Annotated in this window: 2 rRNA genes; both read left to right on the top strand. The window is 47.2% G+C overall.

The features are described from left to right. Nucleotides 1-97: ribosomal RNA gene (locus tag H9X84_RS12850) — 23S ribosomal RNA — on the top strand; the annotation flags it as partial. A gap of 102 nt (nt 98-199) precedes the next feature. Beyond that, a 5S ribosomal RNA gene (gene rrf / locus H9X84_RS12845) occupies nt 200-305 on the top strand; the annotation flags it as partial.

Below are 305 nucleotides of genomic sequence, written 5' to 3'. Positions count from 1 at the left end.
GTAAGGTCCCTTAAAGATAATGAGGTAGATAGGTTGGAGGTGTAAGCACAGTAATGTGTTCAGCTGACCAATACTAATAGACCGAGGGCTTGACCTAATAAAAAGATTTGAGACGAGAGTTTGCTTGTATTCGGTTTTGAAGGTGCATAAGTACCTTTCAGGAAGGCGGTCAAGTCCGCTGACCTCAAAATTGAAAATTTCCGGTGACGATGCGCTTAGGGGACACACCCGTTCCCATTCCGAACACGACGGTTAAGACCTAAGCGGTCGATGGTACTTGGTGGGGAGCTGCCTGGGAGAGTAGA

The organism is Anaerotignum lactatifermentans (assembly GCF_016902535.1).
GTDB lineage: Bacteria > Bacillota > Clostridia > Lachnospirales > Anaerotignaceae > Anaerotignum > Anaerotignum lactatifermentans_A.
The sequence above is the reverse complement of the archived record's forward strand: the minus strand, read 5'-3'. Positions and strand labels throughout refer to the sequence as shown.